Source organism: Dyadobacter psychrotolerans (assembly GCF_004349265.1).
Taxonomy (GTDB): Bacteria; Bacteroidota; Bacteroidia; order Cytophagales; family Spirosomataceae; genus Dyadobacter; species Dyadobacter psychrotolerans.
This window is the reverse complement of the sequence record NZ_SMFL01000023.1, coordinates 16,846-37,466: the sequence shown is the minus strand read 5'-3', so window position 1 is coordinate 37,466 and position 20,621 is coordinate 16,846. Positions and strand designations below refer to the sequence as shown.

Below are 20,621 nucleotides of genomic sequence, written 5' to 3'. Positions count from 1 at the left end.
CTGTTTTATCTTGCGCATTCTTTGATTTTAAACCTCCATCTAAAAGACATTCCTATGTTCCGGCAAATATTTTCATTTGAAATAAAATACCGAATTGCACGTCCTGCAACCTGGATTTACCTCTTTATTTTTGTACTGATCGGTTTTCTTACAACAGCAACCGGCTGGTCGCCAGCATCCGAAAAAGTGATGCACAACGCCCCATGGACCATGGCGGAAGGAAATATCCTTTTCAGTTTTGCCATGATTCTTGTTTGTTCCGCGGTGATGGGTGTTCCGCTTTACCGGGATATCGAATACAGTACACGAAACTATCTGTACGCAGTTCCCATCACAAAAGCCGGCTATTTCTGGGGACGGTTTTTCGGATCCTTTGTCTTTGTTTTGCTTATCGGTACAGGTTTCAGCTGGGGAGCATTTTTTGGTTCTTTTGTTGGCCCTGTGTTTGATTGGGTTCCAGAGGAAAGAATCGGATCTTACGGCCTCTGGAATTATTTTTATCCTTATTTCACTTACGCCACCGGAAATCTGCTGATTTCCTCGACAATATTTTTTGCGCTGGTGTCCTTCACGCGGAATGTAAGGGTAATTTATTCGGCCAGTATTTTACTGTTTATCGCGTATTTGCTGGGTAACTTTTTGATTCGTGACATCGAAAATCACAATCTTATAAAACTTCTCGACCCTTTCCTGGTGAATGCCTATGGCCTGGAAACCCGCTTTTTGACGCCCTATGAAAAAAATACCATCATTGCTCCTATTACAAACACATTTCTGCTCAACAGGCTAATATGGATTGGATTATCGCTTGTCCTGATCCTTTTTACCTATTACAGTTTCAGTTTTCAGAAGTTCCTGCAGCCTGAAAGATCATCTGAAAAAAAGTCGAAGGACGACGGAGTAAAAACGCCTCCCCTGCTTAAACAGGTTCATCAGCAGTTTGGGAATTTTTATAAAAGAACAATTCTGTGGAACCTGACCAAAATTGAGTTTCTGAACATCGTAAGAGATAATTATTTCCGAGCCATTTTGATGGGCGGATTGATTTTCCTTGTGCTGGATATCTGGATTGGCGATACAATTTTCAGTGTCAGCAATAAACCCCTTACGATCTTTATCATGGATTATAAGGGATACGACTATAACCTTTTTGTTTTCATTATTCTGCTTTTTTACACCGGAGAAGCGGTACACCGGGAAAAAGCCACCCGTTACAACATTTTGAATGACGCCCTTCCTGTACCGAATACCATCCTTTATTTATCCAAATTATTTGGGTTGTTGGGAATTGCCGTTATCATGGCAACCATCCCGATTGTTGTAGGTGTGGCGATTCAGACGATTAAAGGTTTTACTGATTATCAGCTTGATATATACTTTATTGATTTGTATCTGCTTACCCTTCCCGGTTTTGTGCAGATGATATTGCTTTCGTTTACGGTACATATCATTGTCAATAACAAATTCTCAGGGCATGGAGTCGCGATGCTGATCTGGATTGCGCTGTTTTTGCTCCGTGCTTTCGCCGAAATGAACTACAATCTGTTCTTTTACTTTTTTACCCCCGACTTTAAATGGTCGGAGATGAACGGGATCGGACACTTTGTGAAACCGTTATTCTGGTTTAATTTCTATTGGCTCTTACTGGGTTCTCTGCTGGCCACTTTGTCGTATCTGTTTTTTCAGCGCGGCGTTGTAGGTGGTTTTAAAGAAAGGTGGCGTGTTGCCTTGCAGCGTTTTGAGGGTGTTCCAAGGCTGCTGATCTGTTTGTTTTTTATCGGATGGCTGGCCAGCGGAAGTTACATTTATTACAACGTCAGCTATCTGAATGATTATTACAGTGCTTCGGAAGAAAGAAACAATAAAGCACTGTATGAAAAAACGTTAAAAAAATACGAGGGATTGCCTCAGCCGAAGGTGACCAGCCTGATTGTGGAAGCAGATATTTATCCTGAAGAGAGAAAGATAAATATGTATTCCAGAATGATGGTGAAAAATAAATCTGGTAAACCCATCAGTGCGCTTCATTTGATGGATGCCGAAGATCTCGAATATAAAATGCTCTATAACGGAGAAAGTCTTAATTTTTCCGAACCGTTTCATCATCCTTATTCGAAGTTTAGCTTATTCAAAAAAGGAGAAAAAGCATTCAGTTACCGTATTTATAAGCTAAACAAGGTCATGCAGCCGGGTGATTCCGCTTTGGTTGAAATACGCTCCGTAAAGGACAATAAAGGATTTGAGAATAGCGGATTCAGCAGGGATGTGCTACACAACGGAACGTTTTACAGCGGTGGCATACCCGCCTTTGGTTACGACGCAAACTACGAGCTGGAAAGCGATGAGTATCGTAAAAAGCTTGGTTTAAGAGAGAAAAAAGACGATTTGCCACCTCAAAGTGATCCGGTTGGGCGCAGCACGCTGCTGTTTAATGATGATGCCGATCTGATTCATTTTGAAGCGACAGTAAGCACCACACCCGACCAGACTGCGATCGCGCCCGGTTATCTTCAAAAAACCTGGAAAGAAAAAGGCAGGAAATATTTTCAATATATTCAGGATTCGCCTGTTCAGCTGTTTGCAAGCATCGTATCAGCACGTTATGAAGTGCAACGCGAGCAGGTTAAACAGGCAGATGGCACTCCGGTTAACATTGAAATTTTTTACGATAAACACCACCCATTCAATCTGGATCGGTTTAAGGCGGCTTATGTTGACGGATTAAAATATTTTTCCGCAGTATACGGCCCGTTTCAGTTCAGGCAAATGCGCCTGATGGAATTTCCAAGATATGCAGGTTTTGCACAGAGTTTTCCGAACACGGTTCCCTATTCAGAGGATTTTGGCTGGGTGGCGGATTTTAAGAGTCCCGATGACTTTGATTACACCTATTTTGTAACGGCTCACGAGCTTGCGCACCAATGGTGGGGCCACCAGGTCGCTCCGAATAAAACAAGAGGCGCTAACCTGATTTCTGAGGCTTTGGCAGAATACACCGCGCTGATTCTGACTGAAAGGAAATATGGGCGTGACAATATGAAGCGTTTTTTGAAAGATGAACTTGACAGATATCTACGCGGCAGAGCCAATGAGGCAAAAAAGGAAAATACGTTTATCAACTGCAACCGCCCTTATGAATGGTATAACAAAGGAAGTCTGATTATTTACGGGCTGCGTGACCTGATCGGAGATACGGCGGTGAATCACGCTTTACGGGAGTTCAGGGATGAATACGCCCTGCGGGAAAACCCACCGTTTGCGGGAAGCAACGACCTGTATGCGTATTTCAAAAGACATACTCCTGACTCTCTGAAATATTACCTGACAGATACCTGGGAGAAAATCACGCTTTATGAAAATAAGTTTGAAAAAGTTACGTCAAAGCCCGCAGGTAAAGGTTTTTATGATGTAGCCTTAACTTTTTCAAGCAGGAAATTTTATGCCGACAGCTCCGGAAAAGAGACTGCTGCACCTATGAATGACTATATCGACATTGGTGTTTTTGCCGCAGAAACGACAAACAAAACCGGGCAAAAGCAGATTAATCCGCTTTATATCAAAAAATTCAAACTCAAACCCGGAAAACAAACCATCACCATCCGCGTCAAAGGAAAACCCGTAAAAGCCGGAATAGACCCCTATAATAAGCTTATTGACAGGATTCCGGATGATAATGTTGGGGAGGTGGAGTGAGGGGGAGCGTAAGAAAGAAGAAGTGCGAAGGGACGAAGAATACAACTCAGTGATTTATCAAAAAAGCATTTAGTTCATGCGTCTGATCAGCAACGACTTAGGTTTTCCTCCATTTTTTGATAAACTATTATTGACTAAATTGCCTTAAACTATGACGTAGTTAAGTTATTTACCATTTTTGCGCATGTCCATCAAAATTCCATTTATTGAAAGTGAAATCATAGATCAATATTTATATGATTAAAATCCCCGTCCCTGGGTTATAGGGTTTAGCGGAGGAAAGGATTCTACGCTTCTTTTACAACTGATCTGGAACGCGTTAAAGAAAATACCAGAACAAACGAGGACACGGGAAATATATGTTGTTTGTAATGATACATTGGTTGAAAATCCAAGGATTGTTAAGTTTATCGAATCGACCTTAAAGAAAATTGAGGTTTCAGCCGTTGAGCAGAGCCTGCCTATTCGCGTACAGCGCACCACGCCAAGGCTGGAAGATACATTCTGGGTAAACCTCATTGGAAAAGGGTATCCGGCGCCGAATAATTCTTTCCGGTGGTGTACCGAACGATTGAAAATCAGCCCGACAACGCAATTTATTAAAAGCAAAATTGACGAGCGCGGCGAAGTGATCATTCTCCTGGGGACAAGAACGGATGAAAGCTCTACCCGCTCCCGCTCCATGAAAAAACATGCACTTAAAGGGCAACGTTTAAGGAAACATATGTTGCCTAACGCATTTGTGTATGCACCGATCAGTGACATAGAAACCGGAGAGTTGTGGCAGTATATGATGCAGGTTTCTCCTCCGTGGGGCGGAACACACAAAGAGCTGGTTACCCTGTACAAAAATGCAAATTCGGGAGACTGCCCATTGGTAATCGATGAAAGCACGCCGAGCTGCGGGAACAGCCGTTTTGGATGTTGGGTATGTACCGTGGTGAAGCGTGACAAATCGATGGAAGGACTCATTGGTAATGGAGAAGAATGGATGCTTCCATTAGTAGAATTCCGGGATTACTTGCTGGAATCCAGAGATATCCGTGAAAACCGTGAAAAACGCCGCCGTTTTGAAGCAAAAAATGTTGAGGATGAGGATACCTGGGGGCCTTATGTTGAGGATGTTCGGGCAACCATGTTGAGAAAACTTTTGAATGCGCAATATGAAATTCAACAGGAACAAGGCGAAACGCTGTAACTCATTTCGCATCAGGAACTTATAGCCATACAAGTAACTTGGTACCGGGAAGGGCTTTTCAGAAACAGTGTTGTAGATATTTATAACAGCATATCCAATACACATATCGATATGAGCAAACGCGTGTTGAAGATGCGCGAAGAAGAACAGCTATTAAGAGAAGTTTGCTCAGATAGCCCTGATCAATTTGACCTAATCCAAAATGCGGTTAAATTGGTAAAAAGCAAATCAATTATGATTAAGAAGCGGGGAATGCAGAACGATATTGAAAAACTTCTGGACGATTATTTGGATCACAAAGAATTGCTGAACAAGCACCAGGCTGTTGCATGATCGCATAATATTACAAGGAAAACTTCTACTCTCCGTTAAATTGACCTCACAACTTCAAAGCTATCTTCTTGCGTTTAAGAAATTAAGAATTGACAGGTCACATGGGCCAGCACCTCATAAGCCCATTCTGTTACTTTCGATTTTACAAGCTGTTCAAAATTCACTGATTGAGCAGACTCGAATTTATATAACTCCGGAAATTGTCTCGTTATTTACTGCAAATTGGAGTTCTCTGGTATTAAGTAATCATCAATGCCGTTTTTTTCTCCCGTTTTTTCATCTTTCTTCTGCTCCATTCTGGAAACTGATCCCAAAACAGGGATACGAAAGTTTACTTTCTTTGAAATCGGGTATTCAGAGCTTCTCCGCCCTAAATGCTGCTGTTGATTATGCATTGATTGACGAAGAGTTATTTCTTTTGATGAAGAATCCCGTAAGCAACGCTATTTTTAAAAACCTTCTGTTAGACGAATATTTTCCAGGGACTAAAACACATCTTTTAGAAGAAAGGGAATATCTGAATGATAAGTATTCTGAGATTGAGAACAAAATTTTGCACGAGCCCGCAGAAGAGTACAGAAGTGAGATTCAAACGCTTATAAAACAACAGGATGAGGAAGAAATCTTCATTCGGGGAGGTATTTTTAAACGGGAAATTCCTAAGATTTATAATTATACCTGCTGTATTTCTGGCATGAGGATAGATGCAACAGTCCAGGTTTCACTGATCGATGCTTGTCATATCGTGCCATTCTCGGAAAGTTACAATGACACGATTTCCAATGGAATTGCATTGTGCCCCAATTTACATCGGGCCTTCGATCGTGGTTTGATTTCCATCGATGAAGATTATCGGGTAATTGTGTCTGACAAGTTTACTGAGGGGAAGAGTGATTATTCGATCAGGAAGTTTGATCGAAAAAGGATAAATTTACCTAGTAATCGAAGTTTTTGGCCTGGTATTCAAAATCTCACTTGGCACAAAGGGAACGTTTTCAAACTTTAATTTACTAGACATTTGCAACTTCATCTCAAAATAAAGAACAGTGTGAATACCAATATCCATCAATCCGATTTAGAATGGCTTAACCCCTCTGTTGAGCCAACTCTTCCGCGACTGGCCAATAGTATAAATCTTCGAATTGAAAAACACAAAGAACACATTAAAAGGGACAGACAACTTATCGTTGATAATCTTCTTTTTATGAACATTGTAAATGATGCCCATGAAAGAATAAAAGATAGATTAGCCAAAATAGAAGAAGCTCTGGAGATTTTGACTTTGTTTGGTGTAGACAAACAATCCTAAAACACCATCGCCCGCAATCCCTCCACCACCAACTTCACCTTCCCCACCACACCCGCAACTTCCTCAACCGAATTAAATCTTCCCAAACTAAACCTTAAACACGAAAATGCTTCCGTCTCCGAAAGCCCATGCGCAATGAGAACATGTGAAGGTTCAATAGAAGCGGAGGTGCAGGCGGAGCCGTTGGAGATGGCGATGTCGTTGAGGCCCATGATGAGGGCGTCGGAATCGCAGCCTTCGAAGAGGATGTTGGTTACGTTGTACAGTCGGCTTTTGGCATTTCCGTTGATGCGGGTTCCTTCTATTTTTAAAAGTTCTTTTTCAAGTTCATCGCGGATGTTACCAATGCGCTGAGAGTCCTGCTTCATTTCTTTTTGAGCCAGTTCGGCCGCTTTTCCCAATCCTGCAATTCCTGCTACATTCAGCGTTCCTGAGCGTTTTCCGCCTTCGTGGCCTCCCCCATGCAACAAGGCTTCTAGTTTTATCCTCCACGGTCTCCGCTGGCGAATAAACAACGCACCCACACCTTTTGGACCATAGAATTTATGTGCAGATAAAGGCATCAGGTCAATACCTAAATCATCAACATTCACCTGCAATTTTCCAATGGCTTGTGTGCCGTCCGTCATAAACAGTGCACCGGCCTGGTGAGAAAGTGCTGCAATCTCTTTGATAGGCTGGATCACACCTGTTTCGTTATTGACCAGCATGACAGAAACCAAAATAGTATCAGGCCGCAACGCCGATTTCAGCACTTCCAGATCAAGCAAACCATCGGGCTGTACCGGAAGATAGGTTACCTCAAAACCTTTGTTTTCCAGATACCGGCACACATCCAAAACGGCGGTATGTTCAGTCTGTACCGTGATGATGTGTTTTCCTTTATTTTGATAGTTTTCAGCCACGCCCTTAATAGCCAGATTAATGGCTTCCGTAGCGCCTGACGTAAACACAACTTCATGCATTTCAGAACCGATCAATTCTGAAACCTGCTGCCTGGCCAGTTTTACCGCATCATTCGCACCCAACCCAAAAGCATGTGTCGATGCCGCGTTGGCGAAATTGTCTGTCAGATAGGGCATCATCGTTTCCAGCACACGAGGATCGATGCGGGTTGTGGCGTTGTTGTCGAGGTAAATCACAGTGTTTGGGCATTGGTTTCTTTACGAAGATAACGACTGACTGAGGAAATCCATTCCAGGGATTTTGATTTGACCAGAAAGTCTATTTCGAAACGCTAGTTTGCCGGGGTGCTTATTTAAAATCAATTTCTGATTTTGTATATTGCATTTAACAAACTGAAAGATTATGACGATCGTACTGAAAAAGGGGGTCTCGAATGAGCAAATAGACCGGCAAATCAAAGCAAGTAAACACGGAAATAAAAAACCAGACCTTGCGAAATATTTTGGTACTCTAAAATTAAAAGAGGATCCTTTGAAAATTCAAAAATCCATGCGTGATGAATGGGATTAACATCTTGCTGGATACCAATATTGTACTTTATTTGTTAAATGGGGATACAGTTCTGCAACACTATTTGCAGGGGAAGTCGTTATACGTATCCTTTATAAATGAACTTGATACGTATCCTTTATAAATGAACTTGAACTTCTTGGTTATAAGGACATAACAAAATCGGAAGAACAATCCATTATGTTTTTTCTGGAGGAATGCGCCATCATTGACATCAATGCCGGGATTAAAGAAATTACCAAACAACTTCGCCGTAAGCACAAATTAAAATTACCTGATGCAATCGTTGCGGCAACAGCGATTTTTCTTGGCATCCCCCTTTTATCGGCTGACAAACATTTTGAAGGGATAGAAGATTTAACTTTTGTCCGTTACGAACCTTAAAGCGTGTGGCCAACCTCCATCACCAAAATAATCCCATCCTCCGAAAGAGCCTCAAATTCAAGCGTTTCTACATTCGTAAGTGAAAGTGCATCGCCTTTTTCGAGAAGTCTGTTTTGTACTTCGAAGGCGCCTTGTATGATGTAGGTGAAAATGCCCGCGTACGGGTTTGATGGTTTAAATTCTTCTTCTTCCCGGCCGCCGTATTTGCCCATAAATCCGCTAACTTTTTGGCCGATTCCGGAGAAAACCGGTACGAGATTGTTTTTTCCTTCCAAAGAAAACTGAACGTGAGGGGTTTCGTCAAAATGGTTATCAATCGCATCAGAAGACAAGTCCGGAATTAGCTGGATTTGCAGATAATTGATTGTTTCCTTTGGATATGGATTAAAAACAGTAAAACTACTTTCCGGAAAAGCAAGGAAACGAAATGCTTCTCCGGAACTTACAAATATTGATTCTCCGTAACGATCAATCAGTTCCAGTCCGCCGGTGATGGGTAACAGAATAATTTCAACAGGCTTAGATGAGGTGATAACCGTGCGTTTACCCGCCGCCAGTGCTTCATCGTTAAAGGCAAGCAGCCTTCCAAACGATGCTCTTCCTTCTGCCAGATAGTTTCCGAAATTGAGTGTATGAAAGCTCCGGAAACCATCGGAGTAACTATTTCCCCTCTGGTTTGCCAGGTAAATTTGGGCTTCTGTCTGAACTAACATACTGACTGAAAATTAGGAACTGCAATGCTTGTGATATGTGAAATACTCAAAAAGGGAGACAACGAAATCATGTCCGTTTCAACTTCTTTTCCATTCCGGAAAGCTTCTCGCTGGTCGCCGTAAGCAACTAATAGCTGGTTATTCACTGTATCAATCCAGGTTAGAGGATCGCTGTAAAACCAGATTGCGATTTTGTGTTTCATTTTATCCGTAATATGCGATTCAACGATCTCAAAACGGAAATTTTTAAAAGGAAGACACAATTTTCCATAGGCATTGGCAATGTCCGGGACCACATCTTTTAGTTGTCTGATGTAGGCTACTGCCGCCGTACTGGCCAAATAATGCAACTGGTCAGCGCCGGGGACATTATCAGATAATTCCTGAAAAGTGGAATATTTACCATCCGGATCCATGCGCTGTGCCTGCATGTAAAATTCAAGATGTGTATCGTCAAAAACCATCTTGTCCCAGGCTTTCCGGGACTGGATATCAATGATTTTGCGGTAACAGAGACGAAATAGTTTCATTGGCTATCAGCTTTCGGCAGTCGGCTCTCGACGGCGCTGTTTTAACAATACGACGAATTATGGGATGGCTGATAGCGGACCGCCGACAGCAGATTGCCCTATGCACTTACTACAACTGTATGTGTTAGCTCAAACGAGGTTGAAACACTTCCTGTTACCGATGCAAGTTCTGTGGTTACACCATCGCTGAAAACATTGTCGTTTGCGTTTTTTGTATCTGCTTGTCCGTGACTTTTATAAACGCCCTGGGCATAAACCAAGGCACTTGTGGCTTCGGGAAAGGCAATTTGAGTTACCAGAAGGGATTTTCCGCTTGCGTTGTATACGTGAACATGAATATGCGGTGCGCGTCCGGAATACCAACCTGGATAAATGCTGGTGAATGTGACCAATCCATTGGCATCCGTCGTTTGCCTTCCTCTCAAAAAGTGAACAGAAGTGTAATTGGTCGACTGCATCCCTGTTCCCCCGTACTCCGAATAATTACCGGCTGCATCGCAGTGCCAGATATCCACCAAAGCACCGGCTAGCGCTGCACAGCTGTTGTTTTTGTTCTGAATCGTGATTTTTACCGTTAACTTATTCCCTGTCCGATCCGAAGTAATGTCGTTTAAAACATAACTGGCAGGAGATTTTGTAGGAAAAGGACCTTCGGTTTCTGATGCCGTTGTGGTACAGGTTCCTGTGGTCGTGCCGCCTGTCGTTGTTTCGGTTGTTGTTTCCGGGTCTACGGAGTTGTTAGAGCAGCTGATCATGGGTACAATTGCAGCAAAACCTAGTGCAGAGAAACCCTTCTTTAAAAAATCTTTACGTTCCATGTGATTGACAGTTCTGTGTAGTATAAATACATTATCGAACTGTTGGCCCAATTTGTTGCAGGATGGAAAGTTTGTGTCGGTGAATGGTGTGATTCTCTCGGTGAATCGGTCGTTAATTTGGATTATCCTTCCGCGTTTTCCATTTTTCTATAAAATCCAGATAACTGTCACTTACAGGTAATTCTTTGCCGGAAGCTAGCCTGACTTTTTTATTCTGAATAGAACGAACCTGCGCATCGGGTACGATGTAACTTCTGTGGATACGACTAAACTGTGTTTTGGGAAGCTGTTCAAAAATTCCTTTTAACGACCTCAGTGTGAGAACAGGATGGGCTGAACTGATCAGGTGAATTTTGATATAATCTTCCATGGCTTCGATATAGTCAACATCGGCAAGCTCTATTTTCACCATTTTGTATTCAGATCTTACAATTATCGATTCAGAAACAGCAGGCAGTATTATTTTCTTAAAAGTTAACTGTTCAAAGGCGCGATTTACTGCTTTTTCGAAACGTTCAAACGGGGTCGGTTTGAGTAAATAATCAAGTGCTTCGAGTTCAAAACCTTCCAGTGCAAATTTTTTGTGAGCGGTTGTGAAAATGATTATCGGTTTAGGATCCAGTGCAGCTACCAGTTCCAGTCCGGATAGGTCCGGCATGTTGATATCTACGAAAAGCAGATCAACTTTATGTTCCTTTAAATAAGCGGCACCCTCGATGGCATCGTCAAAAGTTCGTATGAGCGCCAGATTTGGAATTTGCTTTATATAGTTTTTCAGAATATCCAGTGCCAGCGGTTCGTCGTCAATGGCGATGCAGTTCATGGCGTTGAAAATTTTAGGTTAAGAGGGAAACTGCTAAGTGTTTTATTTTAATTAAACACCTTGGTCATTTTAGAGCATTTAAGTTTTGTTAGTTGTTTGATATGATTTTAATGGACGGTAAGACTTACTTCAAAGGTTTTTTCTTCTTTTGAAATTTTTAAATCATATCGGTCAGGATACAGAAAATCCAGACGTTTTCTGGTATTTGCGATACCTATTCCCTGACGCTCGCCTGCTTCATTCGCTTCAAAAATTTCATTCCTGCAAAAAAAGTAAACAGATGTGGCTGTGCTTTCAAGCCTGATATCGATTTCGTTTTCAAACCGGTTGCTCACTCCATATTTGAAAGCGTTTTCTACAAAAGTCATCAGGATAAGCGGGGCGATCTGTTTGTTTTTGATTTCGCCATCTATTTTAAAATTTACGCGCGTTTTGTCATTCAGACGTAGTTTTTGAAGGTCGATGTAACTTTCCAGACAGGTGATTTCATCATGCAAGGGCACGAAGTCCTGCGTCGCCTCCTCGGTGATGTATCGCATCATTTTTGATAATTTCAGAATGCTGGGTGCTGTGTGATCACTTTTTGTTATGGCAAGGGAATAGATGTTATTGAGTGTATTAAATAAAAAATGTGGGTTGATTTGAGCTTTAAAAAACGATAGTTCGGCCTGCGCCTTGTCTGCTTCGGAGAGAATCACTTTTTTTTCAGACAGCCGCCATTGTTCCGAAATTTTGGTGGCCATGCCTACAACCCAAACAACCACAAAAAGCACCAAACTTACAAAGTCAACACGCAAAGGGTTTTCCGGGCGAATTTCCCCTGGAGGTGGCCTGTCGGTGTCCATGCGCATTTCCGGCGGGGGCAGGCGAAATCTTTCTTCTCTTCCTGTTCTGCCGATCTGTTCTGACTCATGAAATTTTTGAAATATAAGTTTTTCAAAAGGCTGTGTATAAAAAATCAGAGAGAGGCCGGCTACAAAAATGATTGAATAGAGAATGTATTGCTGCTTTAAAAATAACCCGGGTATCAGGACAAAAATATTTAGATAAAAAATGGCAAAATAGATCAGGAAGAAAAGCCAGAGTGACCCTGATTGAAGTAATTTAAACTGTGCATAAACGTCCGATTCACGGGACATGATTGTAAGCGGCAGGACCATAAACAGAAGCCACCCCAAAACGTGAATGATCCATAAATTCTTTATTTGCGGCATAGCTGATCGTGGCTTCATTTTTGTTACTGAATTCTTTACGAATATAGCGGTTGGTTAAAGAAAAAGTTTTGCTATTTTCGGAAAGCATAACTTTCACTTCTATCATGGCACAAGCCTCTACCAAAAACGAGTTATTTAAGATTTTAGGCGTTGGTTTTGGCATTGCAGTCACCGTTGGCGGAACAATTGGTACAGGAATTCTTCGTAAGCCCGGCCCAATTGCGGCGCAGCTCGGTGAGCCCTGGCTGATCATGACACTTTGGGGCGCGGTGAGTTTGTATGCTTTTCTGGGAACGCTGTGTACTATTGAACTTGGTACTTCCGTACCCAAGGCCGGAGCATGGTATGTATATGCGCAGCGGGCTTTTGGCAATTACGCGGGATTTGTAGTGGGTATCAACAGCTGGCTCGGCACCTGTTCTGCGCTCGGATTTGGTGTGTATACGATGAGTGAATATCTGGCTTTGCTTTTGCCTTTTTTTACTGGATACGAGCCTTATGTCGCAGCCGCGATCTTACTAATTTTATCAGGAATTCACTGGATGGGCCTTTCACTGGCCAGTACGTTCCAGAACGTAATGAGCGTTGTGAAAGGTGTCGGGCTGTTTGCGTTTGTGGCTATCTGTTACATCTATGGTAAAGAAATTTCTCCCGAAGAAATGCAGCTGACAACCAGCCGCATTATCGAAGGTGGTAGCTGGATTGCACCGGTGGTATTTTCCTTAATGGCTATCTTTTATACGTATGACGGCTGGCATACGGCAGCCTATTTTACCGAAGAAGATCGTGATCCTGCCAAAAATCTTCCAAAATCAATGATTGGGGGCGTTTTACTGATTATAGCCATCTATCTTCTTTGTAATCTGGCGATTTTATATGTGCTGCCGATGAATGAATTATCCCAATCGAAACTGGCTGCCGCGGATGCCATTCGCCTTATTTTTGGTGAGGGTTCCGGGAAAATTGTAACCTTGTTTCTGATGATCTCCATTCTTGGGATTGTCAATGCCCAGCTTTTGTTTAATCCCAGGGTTTTATATTCGATGAGTCGTGACGGGCTTTTCCTGAAAGGCGGAACGCGTGTAAACAAAGGCGGTACCCCCTCCTATCTTATGCCGATTACTTCAGCAGTAGCCATTGCACTGATTCTAATCGGAAAAGAGGCCTGCGAAAAACTCTCAGACATTGCGACATTTTTCTTTGTGCTTGGTTATGCCTCCGGGTTTGCTTCGCTGCTGGCTTTGCGCAGAAATGAACCGCTCCTGCCCAGGCCCTGGAAAGTTCCTGCCTATCCGGTTCTGCCCATTATTATGCTTATTCTTTCTCTTTCCTTCCTCGTAATTGCTGTTATTCAGGATTTGTCCAGCAGTAAATTTGCCTTGCTGTTTTTAGTTATAAGTTATCCGGTTTACCTTTTGGTTAAAAAATTAAACAGGTAGGTTTTAGACTACTGTTGGTTACATCTTGTTTTTCATTAACCAAAAATCGATAAATTGCATCCAACAGATATTATTTTGTAAATATGCCATGTATCAAAAAAGCCCTCAAATATTCGCTTGCACCTTTTGCATTAATTCTTCTGATTGCATTTCAATTTGCCGAAGAGGATTTTAGTCAGCAGATCGCCAGGCAACTGCAAAATTACCGGATGCTCTTTCCGCAGGAAAAGGCGTATCTGCATCTTGACAAACCCTATTACACTGTTGGTGATACACTTTGGTTTAAAGGTTATTTGGTAGAAGGTTCGCTGCACCAGGCAGATAGCGCCAGCCAGGTTTTATATGTAGATTTAATCGAACAGCGAACCGGGAAAAATACCGCACTGCGGCGTGTAAGAATGGATGGAGGTGTTGGACATGGTGATATTGTACTTCCTGAAACGCTACCCTACGGCGCATATACCATTCGGGCCTACACCAACTGGATGCGCAATTTTTCAGAAGACTTCTTTTTTGAAAAAGATATTTATGTTTTCGGACAGGAAGTACTCCCATCACCGGCACCGGCAGCAAACTTTGATGTACAGTTTTTTCCCGAAGGCGGACAGCTCATTTCCGGCGTCAGCAGCCGGGTTGCTTTTAAGGGGATTAATGAAAAAGGTTTAGGTGAAGATGTAAGCGGTTTCGTTTTTAATCAAAATAGGGACACCATTATTGCCTTTAAAAGTGAACATCTGGGAATAGGCAGGATTCAGTTTACACCTGAAAAAGGACAAAAATATACCGCCTCCGTACAGAGAAAAGGTGGCCCGTATAAAAGTTTTAACTTCCCGGCTATTTCAGAAAACGGGTATGCGCTCATCGTCGACAATTTATCTAATCCTGAAATAATGCGCATTCTGATATACCAGAATTTCGCGGATGGAAAAGAAAGAAATGTGAATGTAGTTGCACACTCAAAAGGAATTGTTGCTTTTGTTGCCAAAGGAAAAGTTTCTTCTAAAAGTTTAAGAATCAGCCTTAGTAAAAAAGATTTGCCCGACGGCATTACCCATCTCACGCTTTTTGATGACCAGAATAAACCGGTTTGCGAACGGCTTGTTTTTATCGACCAGGGACAACATTTAAATGTGAAGATAAATCCGACTAAAACTGCATACAAACCCCGTGAAAAAACAGAAATCGAAGTTGTAGTAACAGATACTGCGGGAAAACCGATTGAAACAAATCTTTCTGTTGCGGTTACGGATGCAGGACAAATTGCTCAGCAGCCTTATGATGAGAACCTGGTTTCGAATTTGATGCTCACTTCGGATCTGAAAGGATATGTGGAACAGCCGGGTTATTACTTTGACATGGAACGGTCAGAGCGAAAAATCCATATGGATTGTCTGATGATGACACAGGGATGGAGCCGGTTTAGATGGGAAGATGTTCAAAAGGACTCACTGGTTCCGCCTAAAAGATTTACAGAACAGGGAATTACACTGGAGGGACAGGTGAAACGAAACAACCGGAAAGTTTCAGAAAAAGTAATGCTTTCCCTGTTTTTGTATAGTGATAGCCTCAGCGCTATGCTAGCACCGGAAACGAGTGAAACCGGTATTTTTGCAGTCAATAACCTTGTTTTTTCAGATTCAATAAAAGTGCGTTTACAGGGAATGAACAAAAAGGGAAATCAAAATCTATCTTTTGTCCTTGATCTTTTTCAGCCACCCAAAGCAACAATATTAAAAGTGCCATTTTATCCGCTGACAGTCGACGCGGTACAACTGGCAGCTTATCTGAAAAGAGCGGAGGAATACCAGGATTTTGTCAGGAAAATTCGGGCTAACCGGGAGCGCCTTTTAAATGAAGTAACGATTAAGGGGAAAAAAGAGGTGGTTCGTGATACAAGAAAGATATACAGCAATGCAGATGCAACGATAAAAGTTACCCAGCAAATAGCATCTTCGGCTTTTAGCATACTCGATATGTTGGCCGGCAGGGTTGCTGGTGTGCAGGTAACAGGCTCCGGTATGAATGCGACCGTGTCTATCAGGGGAAATCAGGGAGAGCCACTGTTTGTGCTGGACGGCATGCCGGTTGATAAGGATATGATTACGTCTATTAATGTCAACGATGTTGAATCCATTGATGTACTGAAGGGTGCCTCGGCAGCGATATATGGCAGTCGTGGCGGAAGCGGTGTCATTGCGGTTTATACCAAAAGAGGAAATACAGAATACGATTATTCTCAGGATATTGTACCCGGCGTGTTGGTTTCGTCTATTGCAGGATATAATGTTCCCAAAGAATTTTATATGCCAAAATACGATGTGACGCGCCAGGAAGACTCCAGACCCGATTACCGTTCTACTGTTTTCTGGGCGCCCATGCTGAAAACGGGTAAAGATGGCAAGGTTCGTTTCCAGTATTATAACAGCGATGCAATTGCGCCCATGGATATTCGGGTTGAAGTGCTAAGTCCGAATGGTTTGCCAGGATCAGCCAAGGCGGCTTATTCTGTTCAATAACTGATTACAAATAAGATTAACCCGTTTTTGTCGTTACTATTTTTGTTTAAAGGTTTAGTACCGGATCAAACAGAACGAAAATTGATAACTTTGCTGTTTACTATGAAACGGCCGATCTGTCTGACTATCTGATTGGCAATAAGATAACTTATGAGGACAGAATTCTTAAAATTGACCCTGCTGATCTCCCTGTTTGTGGCCACCGGTATCACACAGGATTCCAATGCCCAGCGCCGTAGTAAAGCTAAAGAAACCGAGCCGGAAAAGGAGGAATCTGCAAGCTTACATCTTGCCGTAGAATCACAGGCAGTTGAGGGAATGAAGTTCATGATGAAGGACGAGCCGGCCAAGGCACTTCCAATTTTTCAAAAACTTGCCGAAATGCTTCCGCAGGATGCCGCCAGCCACTATATGCTCGCCTCTGCACTGATTAAACTAGACAAGGGTGACGATGCCATGGCTGAGTCCAAAAAAGCCTACGATCTTGATAAAAACAACATATTTTACGCTCAGCAGTTAGCTGAACTTTATGCCAAAAAGCGTAAGTATGCCGAAGCAGCCCAGATTTATGAAGTGCTGTTGGCAAAGAGCCCTGAGAATATTCAGTATGGAGTAGAACTTGCAGCTATTTATGTATTTAATGATCAGTTTGACAAAGCGATAGCAACCTATAACGTTCTTGAAAAATCTATTGGAATAACGGAAGAAATCACGCATCAGAAACAGCAGCTTTATTTACGTCAGAATAATCTTGAAAAAGCCCTGACAGAATCTAAAAAGCTGATTGCTGCCGAGCCAAATGAAGTGAGTTACAGGGTAGAAATGGCTGAAATTTTAATTGCCAATGACCGTCTTGCAGAAGCAATAAAACCACTCGAAGAGGCTATAAAAATTAATCCTGATGAGGCGCAGGCACATGTTTTACTCGCTGATATTTACAGAAGAAACGGTGATATAGAAAAGTGTAATCAGGAATTAAAGCTCGTTTTTGCTAATCCCAATTTGGACGCTGAACCAAAGATCAGGGTATTGGCAGGATATAAATCCATGTTAAAAACGGAAGCTGAAATCAGTGATGCCGTTTTACTGGCTAAACAATTGGTAGACACACACCCTAACGTTGCCAAAGCCTATGTCATGTACGCAGATTTGCTCAGGATAAGTGGTAAAACACCGGAATCACGTGATAATTATGCCATTGCAGCCAGACTTGATGGTTCTGTATATGAGGTTTGGGGCGCTGTATTACAATTGGATGGTGAGCTCAATCAGGTTGACAGCATGCTGGTCCACTCTGAAAAGGCGTTGGAAGTTTTTCCAAACCAGGGAATGCTTTGGTATTCTAACGGTACAGCGCTTTTGATGAAAAAAAATTATAAACAGGCTATTTCGTCTCTTGAAGAAAGCCTGAAACTGATCACTGACAAGCCGATGATTCCGTTTATATATGCCCAGCTGGGCGATGCTTACAACGGTACCGGTGATAATGTGAAATCTGATGCATCCTATGATCTGGCTTTGAAAGAAAATCCCGATAACGATCATGTTTTGAACAATTACAGCTACTTCCTGTCGCTCCGCAAAGAAAAGCTTGACCTGGCACTAAAAATGTCAGCAAAGCTGGTTCAGATGCACGCGGATAACCCAACTTACCTGGATACGCACGCATGGGTTTTGTATATCATGAAAGATTACAAAAAAGCCAAAGTGTTTCTTGAAAAAGCAATGACCGACAGCTCAGCTGTAAGCGGCACGATTATTGAACACTACGGAGATGTACTGTTTAAGCTCGGAGAAAGAGATAATGCCGTAGCACAGTGGAAAAAAGCCCGTAAAATGGGAGAAACAACAGAACTTCTCGATAAAAAAATAGCAACCGGTGCACTTCATGAACAATAAAATTTCGATGTGGTTTCTGGCAATCAGTATGATATCATTTACTGCCTGTCACAAAAACCGCATTTCAAAAAATACGGACAAACAAGATACATTAGCGATTTCGGTTGAAAAGGATTCGATTATTAATGATTCTCCGGCAGTTGCGGAAACGGCGGCTCCGGTAAAAATTCAGGAGGTTGCTTTTGATTATCTGACCGCCAAATCCAAATTTTCCTTTGAAAGTAAAAAGCAGAATTTTGACAATACCAATGTAAACATCCGTATCAAAAAGGACAGTCTGATCTGGATTTCGGTTACGGGAGTTGGCTTTGAAGTTGCCCGTGGGCTGATTACACCGGACTCAATCGTTTTTATGGATAAATTTCATAAGGATTATTTTGTTTTCAGTTATGCCCAGTTGAGTAAGCAATATAACTTCGATCTCAATTTTCCTTTACTTCAGTCGATTATCATCGGTAACCTCCCCTTTCCGCAGCAGCCGGATTCAAAATTTACTAAGGAGAATGAATTTTTTGTACTAAAACAACAGCAGGCCCGCGTTGCAGTAGACAATTTTATCACAGCAGATAACCTGAAACTGGCCAGGCTAAATGCCACAGAAGAAGGCACAAGCAATACGTTTTCACTCAATTACGGTGACTTTAAGGAAGTGAGCAGTTTCTTGTTTCCGTTTTCAAGTCTTGTCACATTGAACGTAAAATCGCCGAAGGATCAGCAGCTTTCAGAAACAAAAATTACGCTGAAACATAGCAAAGTAGAAATTCTAAATCAGAATCCGGGTTTCCCTTTCAGCGTTCCTTCCGGTTATACCCGTAAGCGGTAAATCCAGATTGTCGTCTTAATAATAGGGCAAAAGGTTAAGTCTGTTTAACTTTGCCTGCCGTTCAGGTATTTTAGGTCGCAAGAAAAACACATATGCCCCTTCAGAAACCGTATTACCGTTGCTTAATTTTAGTACTGATCTTCACGTTCTGTGCTTCTCTGAGCGTATTTGCCCAAAAAACCAGGGAACAACTGGAACGGGAAAAGTCTGAAAACCAAAACAAAATAAAGGAGATTCAGAATATCCTGAAACAGACCTCTTCTCAGAAGAATGTCAATCTGGGACAGTTGAGAGCGTTAAATCAGCAGATTAACACATATAAAAAACAAATAGATCTTCTCTCCGATGATCTGGATTTGCTGGATAAAGAACTTAAAGTTCTTGAAAAAAAGCAGCAGGAACTGGCCGCCAGTCTGGCGAAGGTAAAGGAAGAGTACGGACGGATGATTTATGAGGCTTCAAAAAGAAATGCGTATTTAAATCAGCTTGTTTTCCTTTTTTCTTCCGGTACGTTTAATCAGTTTGTATTGCGATACAAATATTTGAAACAGTATACCGAAGCAAGACAGGGACAGGTTAAGGAAATGGAAGTTTTAGAAGCTCAGCTCCAATCCGAACGCAGGCGAATTACATCTAAAAAAACGCAGCAAAAAACAGTTCTTGATACACGTTTAACAGAAAGTACAAAACTGGAAGGTCTTAAAACAAAGCAAAATGAAGTAATTCAGGAGCTTTCTCAAAAAGAGGTTGAACTGAGAAAACAGATTGCTGAAAATAAAAGAGCCACCGATTTCCTGGAAGCAAATATTCGTAGAATTGCAGAGCGGGAAAGAAGAGAAAGGCTTGAACGCGAAAAGAAAGAGCGCGAAGAAAGAGAAGCGAGAAGAAAAGTGGAGCGCGAACGACTTGCACGTGAAAACGCAGAAAGAGAGAAAAAAGGCGAAGCTGCTGTTGTTGCCGAACCGAAAGAAGAAGAGCCCGTTGTTTCTTCGGGCGGTATGAACGAAGAGGAAACCACGCTTGCATCATCGTTTACGGCCTCTCAGGCACGTTTGCCATGGCCCGTAAAAGGTTTTATTTCAGGACATTTTGGTCAAAGGCCTCACCCGGTATTAAAAGGTGTGATGGTTGATAACCTGGGTGTAGATATCCAGACTTCGGCCGGAGATCCTGTACGTTCGGTCTACGACGGCGTGGTGTTGGATGTAACGCAAATGCCGGGAATGGGAAGTGTGGTTGCCATTCAGCATGGTAATTATATGACGATTTATGCCAAAATGAGCGGAGTTTCGGTTCGTCCGGGACAAAAGATCAAGGCCCGCGAAAACATAGGACGCGTGGCAACCGATAGCGACGGAACTTCCGAATTACAGTTCCAGATCTGGAAAAATACATCCCGGTTAAATCCGGAGAACTGGCTGATCAGGAGGTAGAAATTAAGACCGGGCCGCCG

Annotated in this window: 19 protein-coding genes; 12 read left to right on the top strand and 7 right to left on the bottom strand. The window is 42.3% G+C overall.

Features of this window, described 5'->3' with window-relative positions; all coding sequences use genetic code 11:
* The first annotated feature begins 54 nt into the window (after positions 1–54).
* The 5 genes from E0F88_RS31800 to E0F88_RS31785 all read left to right on the top strand — a co-directional run bounded on the left by E0F88_RS31800 (position 55) and on the right by E0F88_RS31785 (position 6,533).
* The gene (locus tag E0F88_RS31800; protein WP_131962542.1) at positions 55–3,693 is read left to right on the top strand and encodes an ABC transporter permease/M1 family aminopeptidase; all 3,639 of its coding nucleotides are present in this window, start codon (positions 55–57) and stop codon (positions 3,691–3,693) included.
* 262 nt (positions 3,694–3,955) lie between these two features.
* Positions 3,956–4,891, top strand: coding sequence for a DNA phosphorothioation system sulfurtransferase DndC (dndC, locus tag E0F88_RS31795; protein WP_262709915.1), 936 nt, complete (start codon positions 3,956–3,958; stop codon positions 4,889–4,891).
* A 111-nt stretch (positions 4,892–5,002) separates the two neighbouring features.
* Positions 5,003–5,224: a hypothetical protein gene (locus E0F88_RS34465; RefSeq protein ID WP_229213975.1), complete on the top strand. Its 222-nt coding sequence runs from the start codon at positions 5,003–5,005 to the stop codon at positions 5,222–5,224.
* Positions 5,225–5,264: 40 nt separating this feature from the next.
* Entirely contained in the window at positions 5,265–6,230 is a 966-nt protein-coding gene (locus E0F88_RS31790) for an HNH endonuclease (protein ID WP_131962540.1), read from the top strand.
* Between the two features lie 42 nt (positions 6,231–6,272).
* Positions 6,273–6,533 (top strand): hypothetical protein, encoded by a 261-nt coding sequence (locus tag E0F88_RS31785; RefSeq protein WP_131962538.1) that lies wholly within the window; start codon positions 6,273–6,275, stop codon positions 6,531–6,533.
* Here E0F88_RS31785 and E0F88_RS31780 read toward each other — a convergent pair.
* Positions 6,530–7,675: a cysteine desulfurase family protein gene (locus E0F88_RS31780; RefSeq protein WP_131962536.1), complete on the bottom strand. Its 1,146-nt coding sequence runs from the start codon at positions 7,673–7,675 to the stop codon at positions 6,530–6,532. The genes E0F88_RS31785 and E0F88_RS31780 overlap by 4 nt on opposite strands.
* A 166-nt stretch (positions 7,676–7,841) precedes the next feature.
* Between E0F88_RS31780 and E0F88_RS33885 the strand changes: the two genes are divergently transcribed.
* The gene (locus E0F88_RS33885; protein ID WP_165940216.1) at positions 7,842–8,009 is read left to right on the top strand and encodes a hypothetical protein; all 168 of its coding nucleotides are present in this window, start codon (positions 7,842–7,844) and stop codon (positions 8,007–8,009) included.
* Between the two features lie 180 nt (positions 8,010–8,189).
* Positions 8,190–8,393 (top strand): PIN domain-containing protein, encoded by a 204-nt coding sequence (locus tag E0F88_RS34460; RefSeq protein WP_229213974.1) that lies wholly within the window; start codon positions 8,190–8,192, stop codon positions 8,391–8,393.
* On the opposite strand, the gene E0F88_RS31770 is transcribed toward E0F88_RS34460, so the two are convergent.
* The 6 genes from E0F88_RS31770 to E0F88_RS33880 all read right to left on the bottom strand — a co-directional run bounded on the left by E0F88_RS31770 (position 8,390) and on the right by E0F88_RS33880 (position 12,579).
* Positions 8,390–9,106, bottom strand: coding sequence for a pirin family protein (locus E0F88_RS31770; RefSeq protein WP_131962534.1), 717 nt, complete (start codon positions 9,104–9,106; stop codon positions 8,390–8,392). The two genes, E0F88_RS34460 and E0F88_RS31770, sit on opposite strands and share 4 nt — an antisense overlap.
* Positions 9,100–9,636 carry a hypothetical protein gene (locus E0F88_RS31765; RefSeq protein WP_131962532.1) on the bottom strand — a complete coding sequence of 179 codons (537 nt, stop codon included), beginning with the start codon at positions 9,634–9,636 and terminating at the stop codon, positions 9,100–9,102. The genes E0F88_RS31770 and E0F88_RS31765 overlap by 7 nt, the downstream gene beginning before the upstream one ends.
* 98 nt (positions 9,637–9,734) lie before the next feature.
* A complete protein-coding gene (locus E0F88_RS31760; protein ID WP_131962530.1) occupies positions 9,735–10,454 on the bottom strand; it encodes a dioxygenase family protein in 720 nt (239 codons plus the stop codon).
* Positions 10,455–10,566: 112 nt separating this feature from the next.
* Positions 10,567–11,277, bottom strand: coding sequence for a LytR/AlgR family response regulator transcription factor (locus E0F88_RS31755; RefSeq protein ID WP_131962528.1), 711 nt, complete (start codon positions 11,275–11,277; stop codon positions 10,567–10,569).
* Between the two features lie 107 nt (positions 11,278–11,384).
* The gene (locus E0F88_RS31750) at positions 11,385–12,416 is read right to left on the bottom strand and encodes a sensor histidine kinase (protein ID WP_165940215.1); all 1,032 of its coding nucleotides are present in this window, start codon (positions 12,414–12,416) and stop codon (positions 11,385–11,387) included.
* Positions 12,406–12,579 (bottom strand): hypothetical protein, encoded by a 174-nt coding sequence (locus E0F88_RS33880; protein WP_165940214.1) that lies wholly within the window; start codon positions 12,577–12,579, stop codon positions 12,406–12,408. The genes E0F88_RS31750 and E0F88_RS33880 overlap by 11 nt, the downstream gene beginning before the upstream one ends.
* A gap of 16 nt (positions 12,580–12,595) precedes the next feature.
* On the opposite strand from E0F88_RS33880, the gene E0F88_RS31745 reads away from it, so the two are divergent.
* The 5 genes from E0F88_RS31745 (at position 12,596) to E0F88_RS31725 (ending at position 20,601) form a co-directional block, all read left to right on the top strand.
* On the top strand, positions 12,596–13,930 hold the full coding sequence (locus E0F88_RS31745; protein ID WP_131962524.1) for an APC family permease: 1,335 nt from the start codon (positions 12,596–12,598) through the stop codon (positions 13,928–13,930).
* Positions 13,931–14,013: 83 nt separating this feature from the next.
* Entirely contained in the window at positions 14,014–16,446 is a 2,433-nt protein-coding gene (locus E0F88_RS31740) for a TonB-dependent receptor plug domain-containing protein (protein WP_131962522.1), read from the top strand.
* A 150-nt stretch (positions 16,447–16,596) separates the two neighbouring features.
* Positions 16,597–18,345: a tetratricopeptide repeat protein gene (locus E0F88_RS31735; protein WP_131962520.1), complete on the top strand. Its 1,749-nt coding sequence runs from the start codon at positions 16,597–16,599 to the stop codon at positions 18,343–18,345.
* On the top strand, positions 18,335–19,168 hold the full coding sequence (lolB1, locus tag E0F88_RS31730) for a lipoprotein insertase outer membrane protein LolB1 (protein ID WP_131962518.1): 834 nt from the start codon (positions 18,335–18,337) through the stop codon (positions 19,166–19,168). Before E0F88_RS31735 ends, lolB1 begins: the two co-directional genes overlap by 11 nt.
* 92 nt (positions 19,169–19,260) lie before the next feature.
* Entirely contained in the window at positions 19,261–20,601 is a 1,341-nt protein-coding gene (locus E0F88_RS31725) for a murein hydrolase activator EnvC family protein (protein WP_131962516.1), read from the top strand.
* The last annotated feature ends 20 nt before the right edge of the window (positions 20,602–20,621 follow it).